The sequence below is a fragment of the Eionea flava genome, from assembly GCF_055393785.1.
This window is the reverse complement of sequence record NZ_AP036018.1, coordinates 779,591-800,363: the sequence shown is the minus strand read 5'-3', so window position 1 is coordinate 800,363 and position 20,773 is coordinate 779,591. Positions and strand designations below refer to the sequence as shown.

Sequence of the window (20,773 nt, the reverse complement as noted above, 5' to 3'; positions counted from 1 at the left end):
TAGCTCTTTGGATGTAAGATATTAAGGAAAAGATTTAGGTTTATCACTCATTAATAGCTGAGGGTCAAGCCGCTGATCAAACCAGTTCATTCGCCAGTCAAGGTGCGGGCCTGTCGATCGACCTGTCGAGCCTATTTCAGCAATCAACTGCCCTTGCTTAACCACATCACCGACTTCCACATGCGATTTATGTAAATGGATAAACGTGGAAGATAAACCATGACCGTGATCCATAATAATCGTACCTCCAGAGAAATACATATTGTCGTGAACTAAAGTAATCACACCGGCTGCAGGCGCAATAACGGGAGACCCCTGCGGTGCGGCAATATCAATACCATAATGCGGTCGTTTAGGCACGCCATTATAAATACGTCGACTACCATAGATACCGGTAATAATGCCTTTTGATGGCCATATAAATGTTTGCAAAAAATCTTGGCGATTGGAATCAACTTTTCTCGCCGCCTTTGTCGCACGAACCTCTTTACGGATACGGGTTAATGCTGATTCAGGAATATTAACTGTGTTATTCGGCACTCCCGTAATCGACTGTTCGTTGTAAGTGCGCTGCTTAACATCAAACTCGTGCTTTCGTATTTCACCACTGTTAGTCGTCTCTATTAACGTCACTGTGGGCTTTGCATCACGACCCAAACCGGCAACAAACTCGCCGTGTTCATTCAGTCTGACCTCGCGCCCTAAAAAAGTCACGATATTTGAAGGATCTGTTTTACCAAGAATTAAGCCACCTTGAATCCAAGGGGTTTGAATGTCGAGTGCAACAGACATCAATGGCAGGCATAACCCAATAATAGCCACTACAGAAGTCATTACTCTTTGCATTTTTTATTTCATCCCAAAATTTTATTCGAGATTACCACGAAACATTTTATTATTCGATAGGCAAAAAAATAGCGGCTTCACATGCCGCTATTTTTAATTAAAGGACGTGTTTATCATTAACTAAAATCTAAATATCCCAAATCCATTAAGCTCTGGATGTGTGCTTCTGTATTAAGAACCTCACCACTCGGTGTCGCATCATAAGCGATACCTTTAAATTCGAGCAATAAAGAAGCACCACCGTCGATACCATGATAGACACTGGGGTTACTCAAGGCTCGACTCGCATCGCCGGCTTCACCTAAACCACCGTCTCGATCAATATAAAGCAGCTGCGCTCTAGGACCAAATACGTCCGCAAAATGTAAGAACCTAACAGCATCCGCTGCCGTGCCATCAAATGAAGGATCACCTGCACGCAAGAAATCACCTAACACTAAGGTATCAGCATCCGGGTCGGTTGTAACATCGCCCACGGTAAAATCTCGAATGCGAATTAAGCCGCCATCCTCACCCAGTGTTGATGCATCACTCACAAAGGCCGCATCGGCACCAAAAATGAGACGGTCATTACCCGATCCAACATGTGCACTTTGAGCCTCGCTTGTTGTTCCACCAACACCTTGAACATTCTCAGCACCCGCATTAACACCACCGGAGTAAATATCATCATCCGATGCTGCCGCCCCCACTAAATTATCTGCACCACTGGTTCCGATCAATATATTGGATACATAATCAACATCAATATTAACTGTGGCTTGAGTCGTGTTCCCCGTTCCGTCATTTATCTCGTAAACAAAGCTGTCAACACCGTTAAAATCGGTATCAGGAGTATAAGTAAAAGTACCATCGGCATTGAGCGTTAATGTTCCATTAGCCACGTTGGACACCGGTGTGGTATCTACTGTGATTGTATCTCCATCAGCATCGGTATCATTGACCAGAACACCGTTAGCCAGTGTCGAAGAAAACGATGTATTCACAATAACATCATAATTATCATCACCTGCTTGAGGTATATCAGCAACAGGGGTGACATCAAACGTTATCGTATTAGGCACTGAATCAAAGGCACCACCACTATCCCCAACACTAAAAGTGAAGCCACCATAACCGACGCCATTGCCATTTTCTGCGGGAGAAAAGACTAATTCACCACTGGCAATCAACGCAAGACTTATCGTTTGACTAGCAATAACAGCAACACCCGAAAGCGTTAACTGGCCGGCCAATGGCAAGGTATCTATACGTACGTTAGCAAAGCCATCACCTTCCACATCCGTAAATGCAAAATCACTCACAAGCAGTGTATAGCTACTATCTTCATCGATGATCAGCGTTTTATCGACACTCGTCGGTGCATCATTTACAGGCAATACATTCATTGTGAATGTATTGGTAGAATCATCAAACGCACCGTGACTATCTTGCACTGAAAACATAAAGTCAGTGTAAGGGGAGCCGCTATCATTTGAGTTAGGTACAAATTCTAAATTACCCGAATTAATGTCTGATATATTCACTACTTGATTAGCAACTAACGCTACACCACTCAATAATAAGGTACCCGATGCTGGTAAGGTATCAATACGCACTGCTTGAAAAGCATCACCGTCCACATCGCTAAAACCAAAATCGGCACTGACAAAAATATGCGAAATATCTTCGTTAATAGTGGCGCTATTATCTGTACCTGTGGGCAAGTCATTCTGCGGGGTTATATTTATTGTTACTGTCTGAATAGCACTTTCACCGCTAGCCGAGTCGGTAACGAGGTACTGAAATGAGTCAACACCATTAAAATTTGTGTTTGGCGTATAACTATAATTACCCGAGTTAATATCTATAAGGCTGGAGAGCACACCATTAGTAGGCGCTACAACCAAAGAGTAAGTCAGCACACCACCGCTAGAGGTGCTATTTCCTGAAGACACTGTCGACGTCAGTATCGTATCTTCGTTATGTGATTCTGTTTGCGACACAGTAGCTAAATCTGCCACGGCTAAAACCGTAATATTGACTTGTGCCGTTGAAACATTACCCTTCGCATCGGTCACTTGATAAACGAAACTGTCTACCCCTGAAAAATTGTTATTGGGCGTGTAACTATAACTGCCGTCATTATTGAAAGATAAACTCCCATTACTGACATCACTTCCCGTCGCTAAGCTGTAAATTAATGGCGTGGCGCCACTACTATCATTACTTGATACGTTACCGTTATTAACACCACTATCTTCAGAAATAATTAAAATATCCGCCTTGGCTTGCAGACTCATAACGGCAGGGGTATCAACTGCTGTGATATTCTCCTCTTGAGGAACAAGAAATAGGTTGTTTGTTTCTGTCGTAAAAAAATTATTGGGCGGAGGGATATCAAATAACAGAGTATCTTCTTCGCTCTGCAAATGGCCTTTTACCGGTAGGATTTCTGACCCTACTCTTTCCCATATCAACACTAGCCCTGGACGGTTGTTCAAGGTACTAATTGTTTCATTACCCTCTCTCGCATAAGGGGCAGAAGTGGCCGGCAAAATTGCTTGTATATCCTCTTCCTGAGATAACAACTTGTCCAGTAAAGAATCTTCTCCCTCCTTCTCTTCATCATCTGCAGTGAAGGCCGTTGAATTATAGCTGCTACCGAGCTGATCCATAAAGGGTGGGGAAAACTGAATATTAGTAGAAGGGTGTAGAGTAATGAGTGCTCTATGATCACTAGCACGAACCAATGCAGCCGAGCTTGCTTCGGTTAACAGAATGTCATCAAGGTAAATGTCATCACCAGGCTTAACAAGCTCACCACCTTTGTTTGCTTGAGACTGTTGGCGAATAATGTAAACATCACCAATGACTTCTTCGACGCGAGCAGCGACTATAGAAGACAATGGAAGAGAGTCCGCAGATTTGATAAACACCTCCCGTTAACCACCCACAAGTGAGTAATTTTAGCTAGATTTTGAGCAACATATTTTGCTGCATAAAAACAATAAGAGCCGTTTGAACACCGCTCTTATTGCATATTCTTTACATAGCGCATATAGCCCGAATACTACCTAAAAAACGATAAAGGCTACTCCAGAACAATCGTTCCCATATCAATCAACGCTTGAAGATAGTTTTCTGAGTTTAGCGTTACACTCGAACCAACATAGGCATCAACTGCAGTACTGAAGTTAGTGCCCTTGATTTCGAAAATCAAATCAGTCCCTATACTGCCATTAAAAGTATTCTGGCTACCAGAGCTGCCCACGTTTATACCGCTGACAGGGTCTCTTTCTGAAGCGTCATAAGTACCATCAATATCGACCAACACTACTGTTGCACCAAACAGCGACTGGCCAAAGTGTAAATGGGGTAAAAATTGCTCAGCAACGGTTTGAGCTGAATTTGGATCAAATATACCTGTTAGAATCCCCGAAAGATCTAATACATCAGCCTCAGCATTGGTTGCTGTATCTCCGGTGGTAAACCCATCAATTCTGGCCATACCTTCGTTATTCCAACTAGCACCGTCGTACTCAACGTTAGCAGCATCAGCAGCTTCATAAACAATTTTATCTGCCCCACCACCCAACGTTATATTATCTCGAGTACTTCCAGCATCGGCCCCGCGAGGGAAAAACACTTCATCAGCAACACCACCCACTAAATTATCATTAGATGAGCTGCCCTCTATGATAATGCGCTTATCTACGACTAAGTTACCATTTTCTATCATAGTCGCTAGGTCATCCGTTAAGCCTTCAATCTTAATTGTCAGATCATCTCCCAGTACGCCATCAGAGTTAATCGTAAATGTTGACGTGGTACCGCTCACAGTTTGCGTAACAAAATTACCGATATTATCAGAGTAAGCATTCGTAAGCAGGCCCGACAAATCAATCACATCGCCACCTGAGCCTTGGGTAAAGTCAGTGACGGTATCGGTAGAACCATCACCATCGGCGGATTCCCATACAAAAATATCAGAGCCCGTGCCACCTGTAAGCACATCAGACCCTGTGCCACCAAAAATGATATCGTTGCCCGAATTACCAAACAGTGTGTTGTCACCGTTCTCTGATGTTGAGGCGGCATTATCATCGCCACCAGTAATAATATCAGCCCCTTGCCCACCATGAATAACTTGAGCACTTTGGTTAGTCGCGGTTAAGGTGTCGCCACCCACCGAGCCTGTAATCACATTATCATCGGAGGTAATCGATCCAGAGATAATACTATCGACCGTTTCGGAATTATCACTATCGGTTAAGAAATCGGCAGGCAGTATACCTATAGTAAAAGGCTGAGCAGCCATTGCTGTGGCAGTATCATTACCCGTTGCGCTGGATGCTGTTGCCTCAATTTGGAAAGTATTAGTTGCTGTCAATCCACTGATAGATAGACTACTTAAATCCCAACCACTATTTAAGGTACTCTGTGGCGTGAAGGTCAATGAGGTTTGACCAAACTCAGCCCCTGTGGGGGTATTATCAAACGTGTTAACCCCATCAGAAATAATCACACCTGCGGGGATATCACTAATAGTAATACTTATTAGAACATCTGAACCTGTGGTCTGAATGGGCAATAGAGCTAGGCTAATAGCCCCGCCACCTGATTTACCCACCATATTAACACCTGAGTCGATACCAAAATAACCGCCATCAGTAGACTCATTAGAAGCACCACCCTCATTAGAGTTAAAGCTGCCAATACGTCCGCCTGCCGCAATTAAGTCATCAACGTTCGCAAAAAGGTCGAAGTTTTGAGCATTGAGTTCCTCAGCAACACCATCCTTTAATACATTAAGGATGACTTTACCATTCGAATCAACATTACCGTTGTAAACCTCAAGCGTATAGTAACCATCTACTGTAGGCGTAAATGGCGTTGTTGTTATACCTGTGGTCACATCAGGTGTCGAGGTATTAAACACACCCGTCGTCGAAGCCGTAGCATTTGAAGTAACTACTGTCTGACCACCCAGTTCTATATGCAACACATCATCTAGGAAACCAGAAAAACTATATTGAACACCGGCCTCTAAGAAAATAAGCCCCGAAATAGTCTGTGCTGTATTTTCACCATCAAGGTTTTCAACATTGTCACTGGAAATAGGGGAGGTCTCAATTTCCTCAAGTAACCCCTTACCAATTCCTCCAGCCTTACGACTAATAGTAGTGGCCGTTGCTCCAGAGTTTTCAATAGTGGCTTCTAGTGTTGAAGCATCTGTCACCAAGGTAGGAAAGTTTTCTGCTGCGATAGGGTCAGTGCCCGATAAGTTAATACTATCTTCTGTGTTGTATTTGGTAAGCAATAAGCCAGTAGAATCTGGATTAATACTAGCCAGCGTAGGCGTAGTCGCTGGACCAACCACATTAATTACCGTATTGTCGGTATCGGTTAGACCCAGTGAATCGGTAGAAACCGTTGTTAAAGTAACAATTTCTTCCGTTGCTGTAGAGGTATACTCTAAGTTAGCCAACATATCTTTAATATCTTGCTCTGTACCGCCCGATATAGTAATTGTGCTAGACCCATTAGCCCCTGCAGTAATTGTAGCGCCGCCTATATCAGCACCTACATTAATCGTTCCGCTCGTTACCGTTAACTGAACAGAAGATAAATTATCATCAATATCGGTTGAAGATACAGTATCTGTTGTGTCGAACGCAAACGTTGAACTTGTATCAGTCGATACCGTGGCCGGTACAGTATTGACAGGAGCATCATTCGCACCCGTTACCGTAAGCGTAAAGGTTGTGGTAGAAAAATCGCCATCGGCATCTTCAATCGTATAGCTAAAGGTATCCGTCGCCGACGAACCATCAGCCAAGGCTTGCGCCGCTGCGTTAGTTTGGTAGGTATAACTACCATCCGCAGCAATCGTTAACGTACCATAAGTACCGGTTATAGAAGAGCCAACACCGGTGGTGATTTCAGCGGCGCCTGAATTGCCGGCAGCTACGCCAATCACATTTACTGGAGTATCTTCGCCCAAAGTATCGGCACTGGCGTTAGTTCCGGTAATCACATTACCGGTAATACCCGTATCATCTTCACTTACAGTGCGCGTGTCGGCAACCGCCGTAGGGGCAGTATCGGTAATACCAATGTTCAGTGTCGCTGTATCCGTTTGACCCTCACCATCGGTGACGACTAAGCCAATGCTATCGGTTAAGGAATCATTGGTTGCACTACTATGGTCTTGACTGGTACCTGTTGGGTCATACGTATAACTGACAACACCCGTAGTGGCGTTATAACCTGTAATCTCTAACTCACCTAAGCTATCACCATCTACTGATATTGGAGAACCGACCGAGGCAGCCGCCAGTGCCGCTGCACTAATGGTCGTCGTTCCCACCGTAATACTCGCTAACCCACCATCTATTGCGTTTATCGTAAAGCTACCCGAGGTGGTTGCGTTCTCAGCGACGACGATATCATCACTATTTAAGCCAACACTATCATCATTAGGAATAGTTACTGTGGGTAAGTCTTCTTCACCGGTCACCGTCAAGGTGAATGTTGTGGTAGAAAAATCACCATCATCATCTTTAATCGTATAGCTGAAGGTGTCTGTAGCAGATTCACCATCCGCGAGTGCCTGTGCCGCATCATTCGTTACATAGGTATAGGTACCGTCAGCTGCAATTGTTAGTGTGCCGTAAGTACCATCAATCCCTACCCCACCGACACCAGTAGTAATTTCAGAAGCGCCAGAATTACCAGCAGCCACACCTGTAACATCGGTCGCGTCGGCACCTAAGGTATCCGCACTGGCGTTAGTTCCGGTAATCACATTACCGGTAATACCCGTATCATCTTCACTTACAGTGCGCGTGTCGGCAACCGCCGTAGGGGCAGTATCGGTAATACCAATGTTCAGTGTCGCTGTATCCGTTTGACCCTCACCATCGGTGACGACTAAGCCAATGCTATCGGTTAAGGAATCATTGGTTGCACTACTATGGTCTTGACTGGTACCTGTTGGGTCATACGTATAACTGACAACACCCGTAGTGGCGTTATAACCTGTAATCTCTAACTCACCTAAGCTATCACCATCTACTGATATTGGAGAACCGACCGAGGCAGCCGCCAGTGCCGCTGCACTAATGGTCGTCGTTCCCACCGTAATACTCGCTAACCCACCATCTATTGCGTTTATCGTAAAGCTACCCGAGGTGGTTGCGTTCTCAGCGACGACGATATCATCACTATTTAAGCCAACACTATCATCATTAGGAATAGTTACTGTGGGTAAGTCTTCTTCACCGGTCACCGTCAAGGTGAATGTTGTGGTAGAAAAATCACCATCATCATCTTTAATCGTATAGCTGAAGGTGTCTGTAGCAGATTCACCATCCGCGAGTGCCTGTGCCGCATCATTCGTTACATAGGTATAGGTACCGTCAGCTGCAATTGTTAGTGTGCCGTAAGTACCATCAATCCCTACCCCACCGACACCAGTAGTAATTTCAGAAGCGCCAGAATTACCAGCAGCCACACCTGTAACATCGGTCGCGTCGGCACCTAAGGTATCCGCACTGGCGTTAGTTCCGGTAATCACATTACCGGTAATACCCGTATCATCTTCACTTACAGTGCGCGTGTCGGCAACCGCCGTAGGGGCAGTATCGGTAATACCAATGTTCAGTGTCGCTGTATCCGTTTGACCCTCACCATCGGTGACGACTAAGCCAATGCTATCGGTTAAGGAATCATTGGTTGCACTACTATGGTCTTGACTGGTACCTGTTGGGTTGTAACGATAAGCAACAACACCTAACGCTGGGTTATAACCCGTTATTTCCAGCTCACCTAATAGCTCGCCATCGATAGAGATAGGAGAACCTGAAGATGCTGCAGCCAGTGCCACAGCGGTAATCACTGTAGTACCAACTGTAATACTTTCGAGTCCGCCGTCAGTTGCTGTAATAGTGAAGCTACCGATAATGTTGGTATTCTCAACCACTACTCTATCATCATTGTTTAAACCAACACTATTATCATTAGGGATAGTCACTGTTGGTAAATCTTCTTCACCGGTAACCGTCAAGGTAAATGTTGTGGTAGAAAAATCACCATCAATATCTTTAATAGTGTAGCTAAAAGTATCTGTAGCAGATTCGCCATCTGCGAGTGCTTGTGCCGTATCATTAGTTACATAGCTATACGTGCCATTCAAATCAATAAATAACGTGCCGTAGGTGCCCGCAATAGAAGAGCCAACACCCGTGGTAATTTCAGTCGCACCTGAATTACCTGCGGCCACACCAGTAACGTTGGTTGTATCGGCACCTAAGGTATCCGCACTGGCGTTAGTTCCGGTAATCACGTTACCAGTAATACCTGTGTCATCCTCCGTAACAGTGCGCGTATCCGCAACAGCCGTAGGGGCGGTATCGATAATAAGGATATCTAATGTTTCTGCAACGTTCGAGTTGCCATCAACATCAGTAGCAACGATTGAGTAGTTTTCTAATACACTCAGATCTCCACCTGAATGATCTCTGCTCGTACCTGTGGGATCAAAACTAAAGTCGATAACACCAGTACTTGAGTTGTAGTTGGTGAGAGTTAAATTACCATCGTTTCCATCGGTAATGGTCACGTTAGCACTACTTAAGTTATTCAGTTGAGCCAACGTTAGATTAGTCGTAACAGTATCAACGGTAATTGACAAGGCGGTTGATGACGCATGAAGCCCTGCTGCGGATGTCACCGTAAATGTGCCCGTAGTTGTTGCGTTTTCGGCGACAGAATAATCACCGACAACACCTGGGCCATTATCATCAGGGATGGTAACCACTGGCGCTTCATCTGCACCATTGATGGTAATGTTTAGTGTTGATGTACTGGTGTCGCCATCGGTATCGACTATGGTGTAGCTGATTGTTTCAACCAAGCTCTCACCGCTGTCAAGATCTTGCACATCGGTGTTGCCATTGTCTAAGGTGAAGGTGTAAGTGCCGTCGGAGTTAAGATCTAGAGTACCGTAATCGGTGCTAAATACGCTACCAACGGTTTGCGAGGTACTATCGAATTCGATGCCTGTAACACTAATCGATGTATCTGCACCTTGAGTGTCGTTGGTGGTTACATCACCAGTCACGGTACTGGGTGATGCATCTTCGGTGATAGAGGCATTATCGATGGCAGCAGTGGGAGCAGTGTCAGTAATAGCGATATCCAGTGTCGCCGTATCCGTTTGACCCGCTCCGTCAGTAACAACCAAGTTGACGCTATCCGTTAATGAATCATTGATGACACCTATACCACTATGATTTTGATTTGTACCGGTAGGATCGTAGGTGTAACTAACAACCCCTGTCACTGCGTCGTAACCAGTAATGGCTAAATCACCGAAAGATTCACCATCAACCGCAATAGGAGAACCCACAGAAGCCGCAGCAAGAGCTGCCGCTGTAATCGTTGTGCCGCCCACAGTGATACTCGCTAAACCACCATCGGTCGCTGCAATGGTAAAACTGCCTGACGTGGTCGCGTTTTCAACAACAGTAATGTCATCATTGTTAACGCCAACACTATTGTCATTAGGAATAGTAACCGTAGGGACGTCCGGCTCGCCCGTAACAGTGAGTGTGAAAGTGGTAGTAGAAAAATCGCCGTCAGTATCTTTAATGGTATAGCTAAAGGTGTCCGTAGCCGACGCACCGTTTGCTAAGGCTTGTGCCGTATCGTTGGTTACATAGGTATAACTGCCGTCTGCAGCAATGGTGAGTGTGCCATAGGTGCCTGCAATGCCTGCTCCGCCGACACCTGTTGTAATCTCTGCTGCACCAGAATTGCCACTAGCAACGCCGGTGACCGTGGTAGCGTCTTGCCCCAAAGTATCTGCTGATGCATTAGTGCCAGTGATTACATTGCCTGCGATACCCGTATCATCTTCTGTTACCGTGCGCGTGTCTGCAACAGCTACTGGCGCTGTATCGTCAATGGTAATCGTCAGCGTATCGCTTGCGGTATCGCCTTCACCGTCCGTGAGATTGATCGTAAACAAATCACTAATATTATCGTTAGCGGCATTGTGAGACTCCGCATTACCATCTTCAACGTAGGAATAGGTAATAATACCGGTTGCTGCATCGTAGTTGGTGATGGTTAACGTACCTTCGCTACCAGCTACAACGACAGGCGAACCCGACGTTGCACCAGTAATATCAATAGCACCGCCAGAACCTGTCACTGTCAACGATGTTACACCAGCAGTTGCTGTTACTGTAATTTGGCCTGTCTGAGGAGTAGTATCGCCCTCATTAACACTCTGTTCACCTGCAGAAGCACCGTTGTCGTCGCGTACAAGCACTGTTGGTGCCGCATCATTTACACCCTGCACAACCATTGTCAAGGTTGCCGTATCCGTGTCACCGTCACCATCAATAATTGTATAGGTAAAGGTATCGCTGAGAGATTCTGTGTCGTCAAGAGCTAAAACATCGGTATTAGCATTGTTAAGCGTATAAGTATAAGAACCATCAGCATTGACAGTAAGAGAGCCATATTGACCGGTAACTGTACCTGCCGAACCAGCGCTGACTGCAGACGTTGTTTGGCCCACTATATTGGTCACTGGGTTAGCGTTGGCATCAAAAATCGTATCAGCTTCATCACCTGTCGCCACACCGTCAATCACATTACCGGATAAGGTAGTCGTACTGGTTGCATCAGCGCCCTCTGTGATGGTGCGGGAATCATTCACCGCTGTGGGGGTGGTGTCGTCGATCGTCACTGTCAAAGTGTCGCTTGCCGTATCACCTTCGTTATCAGTGATATTAATTGTAAAAATATCACTGATATTATCGTTGCTTGCGTTATGGCTCTCAGCATTACCATCTTCAACGTAGGAATAGGTAATAATCCCTGTTCCAGCATTGTAATCGGTTACGGTTAACGTGCCTTGGCTACCAGTAATAACAACCGGCGTAGCGCCAGTTGCACCTGTAATATCTACCGCACCAGCTGATCCAGTTATAGTAAGAGAAGACACGCCTGCACTGGCCGTCGTTGTCACTTGGCCTATTTGTGGCGTCACGTCACCTTCCGTGACACTTTGTTCGCCGGGGGATGCGCCATTGTTATCGGCTACAAGTACTGTAGGTGGAGCATCTTCCACACCATTAATGGTAACCGCAATTGTTGCAGTGTCGGAATCACCATCGTTATCAGTTAATGTGTAAGTGAATGTCTCAACAAATGATTCACCCCCTTTTAAACCCTGAACATCCGCATTGGCATTATCGAGAGTGTATGTATAAACACCTGCTGAACTAATCACCAGAGACCCATAGTCACCTGATAAATTAGATCCCACCGTGCCATCGGCTGCACCGAAATCTATATCAGTCACAGTTGCAGGACCATCTGTGATGGTATCTTGCACATCACCAGTTGCTGCACCTGCAACACCCACGGCATTACCAGCAATAGCACTAGTGCCTTCGCCAATACTACGCTGGTCGTTCAGCGCATCTGGGTTAGTATCGGTAACACCAATATCTAATGTCGCTGTGGCTGTTGCACCCGAACCATCCGTTAGTACCAAGGATAATGATTCCTCCAATGAGTCATTAGTGGCGCCACTGTGATCCTGATTAGTACCTGTAGGATCATAGGTGTAGGTAACAACACCTGTTGAGGCATTGTAGTCAGTTATATTCAAATCACCAAAGCTGGTACCTGCTACGCTGATAGGCGCACCAACAGTCGCAGCATTTAGTGCTGCTATCGTAATAGGCGCACCACTTGCAATAGTAAGACTAGTTAAAGGGGTTGCGGTGTCCGTGGTAATGGTGAAACTTCCTGTATTGGTTGCATTTTCAGCCACCAATAAATCGTCGCTGTTTGCCCCCAAAGAATCGTCATTGGGTATAGTAATCATTGGCCCATCATCGACGGGAGTCACATCTATAGTCAGCGTTGATGATGCACCTGTATTCGTCACATAAGTAACAACCGGCACATTACCATTAAAGTTAGCCGCTGGAGTGTATACATAACCACCATCAGCATTAAGCCTAATTGTACCTTCACCACCAGGCAAAGTAACGATAGTACCCGCAACATAAGTGGTAGAGTCACCCGCTATGGTGAAGGTGCTTACCGATAACGAACTATCACTATCACTATCATTAGACAGTACACCATTTGCCGCATTCACAGTTAATACTGTATCTTCCAATACGGTATTGGTGTCTGCTACAGCACTAGTCGGTTCGTCTGTATCTGTGTTTGGTACATCTGTATTTGGTGCACCTGTATTTGATCCACTGGGAATAAATGTTTCAGGCTCACCTCTTACTTCTTCAGAAGGTTCGTCATCTTCATCGCCATCGGTATCTGTCGGAGTACCATCATCAGGAAGTACCGACGGAAACTCCCCGCCTGTGGTATTTGTTGATGTTTCATCACCTGCACCAGGTATTTTCTCAGGGTCTGAAGGCAGGGGCTCACCAAAAGCTGTGGGAGTGCCATCATCAGGGATTTCTTCTTCATCAGTTCGTGCCAGTGTGTTAAACCTGCTATTGCTAACAACACGATCGTCTCGCTCCTGCCTACCTGCTGATGTTGGATCAAATTCTTCTTCGAGATTAACAACGGTTTCTACACCTGCATCAGGGAATGCTTCATTAAATGCCTTCACAATATCTGATGGGCTGCGAAAGCCAACATTAACCGGCTGCTCTAGAGAAGAGTTTGAAATAAGATTAGAAGCATTATCAAAGAGGGCGTCATTAAACTGAGCGGATTCTCCAGAACTCACTTGAACAGCGCCAGAAACACTGCTGCTATCGACAGATATAACGACTCTAGCATTAGGAGATGTCGTGACAGTATCACCAGCAAGCACTACATCACCAGGCTTTGCGATAACACGTTCACCTGATGAACGAACAATAAGAACCTTACCATCACCCGCTAAGCTCTCAATTTTACCCACTGTGCCTTCAACAGCCATTATGCACCTCTATTTTTACCGAAACTCAAAATTGAACAATATTTAACCATTATCCGTAATAAGGTCGTTTTATTCAAATACTGTTTTGCTATAAAAAACGACATTGACTGATAATGATACTTAACTATAAACCCAAACCATCCGTTAACTGGCCAGAAGAGTTCAATACCCTTATTTGAGAATATAGTTGATCGTACTTTGTATTTGTATAAGTCTGCTTTGCAGTAATCAGCTCACTTTCGGTATCCAGTAAATCAAGCAAGGTACGGCGACCAATATCAAACTGCTGAGCATAAGCTTTCTTGGTTGATTCGACAGACTCAACATGCAGGGCAAGGTGACTCAACTGTTGTTTGGTTGCCTCATAGGCGTACCAAGATAAGCGCATACCCTCTTCTGTTTCCCAGCGAGCTCCTCGCATTACATCTTTTGCTTGAGTGAGCAACTCAGCAGTTTCTTTGCGTCGAGCACTGTCTTTACCACCATTATAAATATTATATTTAAGGCGCAATGCAATCACCCAATCTTCATTATCGCCTCGGATACCGTCAATATCTTCATTCCATGTTCGGTCGCCTTCTATAGTTAGCTTAGGATAGCGTTTACTCTTAGAGGCTAAGTGCTGAGCTTCTGCTGCTTCGATATCAGCGGTCGCTGACTTAATAGTGGGGTGCTTTTCAAAAGCAATGGTCAACGACTCGTCTAGTGAGCCTGGCAACACTAGACCTGATGGCACTTCCATTTGTGATGCATCAGGGATATAACCTACCAACCCTTGAAACTGGCTTAATACATCCAAAAAGTTATTTTTCCCTGCTATAAAGTTGCTCGTTGCTAAGGATAAACGAACCGTAATTTGATCAACATCAGCCTGACTACCAACACCCTGCTCAGTTCTTAAAGCCGTTTGATCATAAATTCGCTGATGTTCATCAAGAGACTCTTTTAACAGCGACAACAATTCAGCCTGACGTAATACGTTAATATAGGCCTGAGAAGCCCTTAGTGCAGCATTTTCTTGAGTATCTATAGCATTATAAATTGCACTTTTATAGCGTGCTTTTTGCCTATCCACTTCACTGCCTGTCCTGTCACCATCAAACACCACCTGCCGTAAACGGAGCGCGGCTTCTTCACGCGTTAATGTCACATCGCCATTAGAATTACTTCTTGTCGAAGGGGAATTCGTCCACTCTCGACCGATACCAGCTTCGGCATCTAGTGTTGGCAAATAACCTGCCTTAGCACCGCGCACCTCATGCTCTCGTGCAAGCACTTCCTGGCGCGCCTCTTGAACATCTGGATTATTGGCGAGCATATCTCTGATCGCATCTTGAAGCGTTAGTGCGTTAACTGATATCGAACCAAAACACAGGCTCGCGAAAACAATGGCTTGTCGCAACTTAAGCACACGCCCAAAATTAATACCCAATTCCATAATTAGCCCCAAATAAAACTATATTTTATTATTTACAATAAATATTGAAAAAACCTTTAAAATCATAGACTTGAATAAGCCATCCTGACAATACAAACTCAAACATTGCAATAACACCATGATTAACATGGCCTTTTTACTATTTTATAACCTAAAAAGCAATTTTGTTTACAAATTAGCGTATATCGAACCAACGACAAAACGCTAACTTTTAGCATAATGATGCCCACAAAAATCAAAAATCAAAAATCAAAAATCAAAAATACTGACGACTAACGCCTCTTATCGTTCTCTCAGTGCTAACTGTTTAGTTTTTAATATAGGTTTGAGTATGTAATCAAGCACTGTCTTCTGGCCGGTTAGAATATCCACACTAACGGTCATGCCAGCAATAATCGGTTTAGGGTTATCTTCTGCACCTAAGAAAGACTGCTCGGTTTCGATTTGAACTACGTAGTAACTGTTACCCTCTTCATCTGTAATCGTATCTGGACTAATATTAACCACTTCACCTGTAAGCCCACCGTGAATAGAAAAATCGTAAGCGGTAAATTTAACGACCGCCTTTTGCGCGGGATGTAAAAAAGCAATATCAGCAGGGCTGACACGAGCCTCAACCCGCAATCGATCCTCTGTTGGAACTATAGCCACAATATCTCTACCAGGTTGAATAACGCCCCCTAAAGTTTTCACGAATAATTGCTTAATAGTACCCGATACAGGAGAGGTTACTAAGGTTCGATCCACCTGATCAGCAATTGCTTGACTAGATTCATTTAACCGATTTAGCTCTGATTTCACTTCGTTATATTCAGCTTGAGCGCTACTGCGAAAAGCTGATTCTGCAGCGGTGAGCTTTTGCTCTAATTCGTTAAGCGACAACTGAATACGGGGGATGGCTAGCTGGGCAGCATTCATCTCACCCTGCACATCATTTAGCTCACGTCTGAGCCGAAGAATTTCTACTTGAGATACAGCTCCCTGCGCAACCAAGGGGGATGTTAAATCTAACTCATCTTTTAACAATGCATAGCTACGGCGCAAACGCTGAAATTTAGCGCGCAATTCGGATAACTCTTGTCGCTTTTGGGCTATCTGCTGAATAATAACTTGATTACTAGAACTCAACTCCTGTGCACGAGCAAAATACAATGCTTTCTCTGCGGCAACAATTTTTTGCGGAACTAAAGCAAGTAACGCATCTTCAGGAAAGGAGGCACCGCTTGCTTCAGCCTCTAATCGCAAAGACCGCGATAATAACTGCGCTTGATTCACCTCTGTTTCACGTAAAGACGAGGAAAAACGCTTATCATCAAGACGAACCAATGGCTGACCTCTCTCAACAGTTTGCCCCTCCTTCACAAAAACTTCTTCAACGATACCGCCCTCAAGATTTTGTACAATTTGTACATATTGAGATGGAATAACTTGCCCTTCTCCGCGAGTAAACTCATCAACATAAGCCAATGACGCCCAAACAACCATAGCAACAATAAATACAGCAATCGCCCATAATAGTTGCTGCCCTCCTTTTGGCGTCTGATAAAGAATAGCTGACGCCGCAGATGAGGTATATGCTAAATCATCATCGTCTATTTGGGATTGTTTATCCGCTGTCTTTTGATCTGGATATTTAAGCGACACGTAATTGCCCCTTCTGTAGTGCTTCTATCACCGAATCTCTTGGCCCATCAGCAACGATTTTACCGTTATCCAATACAATCAAGCGCTCAACCATAGATAGCAGCGAAGCTTTGTGAGTGACCAAGATAAGCGTCTTATCTTTTACCGCCTCAGTTAAACGCTGAGTAACGAGTGTTTCTGTCGTGTTATCCATGCCACTTGTGGGCTCATCGTAAAGATACATTGGCACATCATTCAGCATCGCCCTCGCCATACCCACACTTTGACGCTGCCCCCCAGAAAGCGCTTGCCCACGCTCACCAACGGAGCGATCAAAGCCCATCGGATGACTATCGACAAACTCCTGAACGCCAGACACTGCAGCCGCACGCAAAATATCTTCATCTTCAACATGAGGTGAACCATACATAATATTAGACTTCACTGTACCGCTAAACAAAACAACATCCTGAGGCATATAACCAATATGACGACGCAAATCAGCAGGATCTATTTGCTGAATATCGATACCATCAACTAAAATACTACCTTCACTTGGCTTATAAAGATTCAATAGCAGCTTATGGATAGTGGACTTTCCTGATCCAATACGACCAATCAAACCTACCTTTTCACCTGGCTTAATCGAGAAGGATATTCCCTTTAGTACGGGAGCCTCCTCTCCAGGATAAGCAAAACTCACATTTTGGAAACGAATACTACCGTTAAAACTAGGACGCTTAATAAACGGGCGTTTGGGATCACGCTCTTGGGTTTTAGCAACAATTTGCTCTAATCCATCCAATGCCGTTTTTGTCTGATCGTAGGTCACCAATAACGTTGCTACCTGAGCAATAGGCGTGAGTACTCGCCCAGCCAACATAACGCTGGCAATAAGCGCGCCCATTGTCAGCTCTCTCTCAGCAATTAAATAAACACCCACAATAATAATGACAATATTAGCAACTTGAGTCACCGTGCCAGAAAACACGCCTACAGACATCGATAGCATGCGCATTTTTTGACTCCAAGACGATAAATGCCCTACAGACTGCTCCCAAATCCGCTGGATCAATCCTTCAGCACCCAATGTTTTTACTGTCTCCAAACCAACGAGCGATTCAACTAAAGTGGCACTTTTTTGCGCGCCCGACGCAAACGTTTGCTCAACCGCATGCCTTATCGGCTTACGCATAATAAGACCGAAACCGAGAATCAGCGGCAAAGCAACCAAGGGGACATAAACTAAAGGGCCGCCAACGTAAAATATCAACAATAAAAAAATGATAACAAAAGGCATATCCACAAATGCAGATATCGTCGAGGTTGTATAAAAGTTACGTACCTGATCAAATTCTCGAAATTGACTTGTGAAGGCACCAACCGAGGCAGGTCGTTCGCTATAGCGCGAACCTAAAACTCGTTCAAAAAGAAAGGAAGACAACAAAATATCAGATTTTTTACCGGCCACCTCAATAAAATAGCCTCGAAGCGTTTTTAAAATAGCATCAAATAGAAATACGATTAATACACCTATCGCAAGCACCCAGAGAGTTTCTATCGCATTATTGGGCACCACTCGATCGTAGACATTCATCACAAATAGGGGGTTAGCGACAGCGAACAAATTAATAAACAAAGACGCCAATAAAACATCGCGATAAATTTTCCACGATGATCCCATCACCGACCAAAACCAATGTTTTTCATTGGTATCAACATGGCTTTCAACAATTGATGGGTCAAGATGATAAGCTGCGCGAGTGTATATTACATATCCCGAATAGGCTAAATTGAGCGCATCAAGACTAACTATTTTTTCTACCCCTGTCTTCGACTCAATAATAGTCGCCTTACTTTTTTCAGTATCATACGACACTAAAATAACCGCACGATTGCGCTTAAGTAACAAGGTCACGGGCAAAACAATATCGGGGATATCAAGCAATTTTTTTTGCTTCACCTTAGCATCTAAACCTGCACGTTCTGCAGCACGCACATAAAGCTCTGGTGTTAACTTTTCATCAACTAGCGGTAAGCCCGCAATCAATGAGGTTTCTGAACAAGGAGTATTTTCTAGTTTGGTGATCAGCAATAAACAGGCGAGCAGCGGATCATGAAACTCTTTTATGGGGCCCTGCGCCGAATTTTCAGACGTCGGCTCCGCATCATTTTGATGGGTAGAGGGTTTATCAACAAGCGGGCTATTTTTTGCAGTTTCTGAAATTGGGGTCTTCAACGATAATACCTACAGGTTAGATTATGCTTAATACCAATAAAGCAATAGCGGGATGAAGAATGTTAAGAAGAAAACCTTATAACAAGGCCACCGTCTCTACACTCATTTTATACTCAGCCTTATTGCTTGACGATAATATTGCGAAGCGAACAAAAATACTTATCAAACACAATAGATTTTTATGTATCGTAGTGCTTGGTCAAAAATATAACAAAAAAGTTTCTCTCTTCTAGTCATTTTAGTCTATATTGTGCGAACAACCAACATGATAACCAATGAGGTGGCGCTATGCCTTATTTTCAACGTGATGTCAGTGGTACTATTATCTCTTTAAGAAAAGAGCAAGATGATACACATACTGAATTTTTAGCACCTACTCATCCAGAGATCATTCAGTTCCTTACGGCAGATAAGCAAAGTAGCGACGACAATAAAGCTAAAGAAACGCTGTCAGAATCAGATTTGGATTTTGCACGAGCCACTGAGGATGTTATCAATTTACTCATCCAGAAAAATATCATTTTATTTACAGAGTTACCGCCAGAAGTGCAAGCCAAAATGGCTGGGCGTGAAAAGTTACGATCTAACCTTCAAAATAGCCCTTATAATTTTTTAGATAATAGCGACTCTATTTAGCGCCACACCTCTCAACAAAGGTGATTCAAACAAACAATGATCGCACATACATTATCAAAACTGAAAAAGCGATTGCGGTACCGCACCACAACAATAACGTATGACGAACCAATCGTAGAGCGCGCAATATGTCCTTGTTGACCACCGTCATAGTACCGCCAAATGTAGGCTTGTGAATAATTTTTCCATGGTAGCTTGCCTCGCCGCCTAATTGAACATTAAGCGCACCGGCGCCTGCTGTCATCACCACGCCAGCATTAGGGCTATTTAACAAGCCTGACTGTTTTTTCCAACAATCAAATGCTTGCTGAGTATGACCAAGTAACGCATAACTACACGCAACCAAACGACTAGGAATATAATTGAACACGTCATCCATACGCGCAGAACATCGTCCAAAATATAAGAAACGCTCTGTCTTATAGCCCCACATAGCATCTAAGGTATTACTCAAGCGATAAACAATCACAGCCGGCAAACCACCTACAACAAACCAAAATATCGGCGCAAAAATAGCATCGCTACCATTTTCCAATACTGATTCAATCGTTGCCTTACACACATTATTTTCATCTAGCTCATTAGTATCTCTGCTCACAATCCAAGCCACTTTTTTACGCGCTAGCGATAAATCACCCTGAACCAAAGGCGCCATAATTGCCATAGCATGCTGACGCAAACTAGCATGACCAATAGCCAAATAAAGAAAAGCCGCCTCAAACAAAAAAGCTAGCGAAAAATAAGTAGACCATTGCCCGCCACCCCATGATTGCAAAAAATCATCAGCCATACGGCTCATCCAAAAAGCACACCAAACAATACACACGGTAGGCAACATCACCAATAAAAACCAAGCAATACAACCCATTATTAACTGAATAGCTGAAGAGTGGCGCGAGCAATTGAAAAGTGACTCAACCTTCGAAACAAGAAAACCAAAACCAACCAAGGGATGAAAACGCTTAGGCTCGGCGAATACATAATCGAGCAATACGGCAATAAGAATAACGAGAGCTGCCAT

General features: G+C 44.2%; 8 protein-coding genes. 1 reads left to right on the top strand and 7 read right to left on the bottom strand.

Going from position 1 to position 20,773, the window contains the following annotated elements; genetic code table 11:
- Positions 1-21: 21 nt before the first annotated feature.
- The 6 genes from ACZ5O6_RS03630 to ACZ5O6_RS03605 form a co-directional block, all read right to left on the bottom strand.
- Positions 22-834 (bottom strand): M23 family metallopeptidase, encoded by an 813-nt coding sequence (locus tag ACZ5O6_RS03630; protein WP_447091091.1) that lies wholly within the window; start codon positions 832-834, stop codon positions 22-24.
- Positions 835-962: 128 nt separating this feature from the next.
- Positions 963-3,734 (bottom strand): tandem-95 repeat protein, encoded by a 2,772-nt coding sequence (locus ACZ5O6_RS03625; protein WP_464283537.1) that lies wholly within the window; start codon positions 3,732-3,734, stop codon positions 963-965.
- A gap of 185 nt (positions 3,735-3,919) precedes the next feature.
- Complete coding sequence (locus ACZ5O6_RS03620) at positions 3,920-13,816, bottom strand: VCBS domain-containing protein (protein ID WP_464283536.1); 9,897 nt, start codon at positions 13,814-13,816, stop codon at positions 3,920-3,922.
- A gap of 124 nt (positions 13,817-13,940) precedes the next feature.
- Entirely contained in the window at positions 13,941-15,254 is a 1,314-nt protein-coding gene (locus ACZ5O6_RS03615; RefSeq protein WP_447091100.1) for a TolC family outer membrane protein, read from the bottom strand.
- Between the two features lie 282 nt (positions 15,255-15,536).
- Complete coding sequence (locus tag ACZ5O6_RS03610; protein ID WP_447091101.1) at positions 15,537-16,898, bottom strand: HlyD family type I secretion periplasmic adaptor subunit; 1,362 nt, start codon at positions 16,896-16,898, stop codon at positions 15,537-15,539.
- Complete coding sequence (locus ACZ5O6_RS03605; RefSeq protein ID WP_447091102.1) at positions 16,888-19,116, bottom strand: type I secretion system permease/ATPase; 2,229 nt, start codon at positions 19,114-19,116, stop codon at positions 16,888-16,890. Before ACZ5O6_RS03605 ends, ACZ5O6_RS03610 begins: the two co-directional genes overlap by 11 nt.
- Before the next feature lie 288 nt (positions 19,117-19,404).
- Between ACZ5O6_RS03605 and ACZ5O6_RS03600 the strand changes: the two genes are divergently transcribed.
- A complete protein-coding gene (locus ACZ5O6_RS03600) occupies positions 19,405-19,752 on the top strand; it encodes a hypothetical protein (protein ID WP_447091103.1) in 348 nt (115 codons plus the stop codon).
- A 25-nt stretch (positions 19,753-19,777) separates the two neighbouring features.
- Here ACZ5O6_RS03600 and cbiB read toward each other — a convergent pair whose 3' ends face one another.
- Complete coding sequence (gene cbiB / locus ACZ5O6_RS03595; RefSeq protein WP_447091104.1) at positions 19,778-20,773, bottom strand: adenosylcobinamide-phosphate synthase CbiB; 996 nt, start codon at positions 20,771-20,773, stop codon at positions 19,778-19,780.

Bases quoted from the DNA above. Each gene is read 5' to 3' on its own strand.
- ACZ5O6_RS03615 (WP_447091100.1), bottom strand. From the start codon at position 15,254: ATGGAATTGGGTATTAATTTTGGGCGTGTGCTTAAGTTGCGACAAGCC.
- ACZ5O6_RS03600 (WP_447091103.1), top strand. From the start codon at position 19,405: ATGCCTTATTTTCAACGTGATGTCAGTGGTACTATTATCTCTTTAAGA.
- ACZ5O6_RS03620 (WP_464283536.1), bottom strand. From the start codon at position 13,816: ATGGCTGTTGAAGGCACAGTGGGTAAAATTGAGAGCTTAGCGGGTGAT.
- ACZ5O6_RS03630 (WP_447091091.1), bottom strand. From the start codon at position 834: ATGACTTCTGTAGTGGCTATTATTGGGTTATGCCTGCCATTGATGTCT.
- cbiB (WP_447091104.1), bottom strand. From the start codon at position 20,773: ATGGCAGCTCTCGTTATTCTTATTGCCGTATTGCTCGATTATGTATTC.